This window comes from Pseudanabaena sp. 'Roaring Creek', from assembly GCF_001402795.1.
Classification (GTDB): Bacteria; Cyanobacteriota; Cyanobacteriia; order Pseudanabaenales; family Pseudanabaenaceae; genus Pseudanabaena.
In genome coordinates, this window is record NZ_LIRE01000172.1 from 1 (window position 1) to 720 (window position 720).

General features: G+C 48.2%; 1 protein-coding gene and 1 pseudogene. Both read right to left on the reverse strand.

The genetic code is table 11. From position 1 onward, the window contains the following. On the reverse strand, nt 1–206 hold a 206-nt coding region (locus AC805_RS05450; RefSeq protein WP_156341313.1), incomplete at its 3' end, for a hypothetical protein. Between the two features lie 37 nt (nt 207–243). Continuing rightward, a pseudogene (locus AC805_RS26095) lies at nt 244–720 on the reverse strand (S-layer family protein); the annotation flags it as partial.

Genomic DNA, 720 nt, shown 5'->3' on the forward strand with positions numbered 1-720 from the left:
AGATTAAAAGTTGCCGAACCTCCCGTCGGTACTGAGAATTGACTAAAACTATGGAATAGATTTGCTCCATTACTGGGCTGATTGCCATTGGTAATCGTAAAGTTGAGATTGTCGGGACTGGTGACCGTCGTAGACAGCGTGCCATCGGATGTTAAGCTCTGTGCAGAAACATTTGTGGGTAAAAGCATCCCCATGCCCATTCCCATAAATAGAAAGCTGATTCCGTACCACCATAGTCTTTGGTTAAAATTCATTGGAAATTACCTCTTTAAAAATATTTGGTGCGATCGCTAAAAATCCCGCACAGTCCGTTGCGGTTATTTCTCTTGTGGCATGATTGACCGCAAAGATCTCCACTTCGCCCTTGGCATTTAGTCGCCAACCCGTAGCTTCTACAATGGGCGGTGTCCCATTCGCCGCTTGCTTTACGGATTGATTTTCGGATTGATTTTCGGATTGGCTGCCGATCGCTAAAGCATTGGGGCTGCGGAAAGCAGAAGGATCGCGGATATCCGCCCAAGGATGATTACCGCTGGGGCGATCGCTAGGATTGTCAGCCACTCCGCCGCGACCAGTAACGATAAAGCGACTATTGCCATAGGTGCGGCAACCTTGGACAATGCGCTGACTCGGATCGATCACATCCGTAGGCAATTCGATTAACCCAGCAGCGGGAGTAAAAGCGAGGTTACTAATATTCACCGTGCCACTCAATCCAAA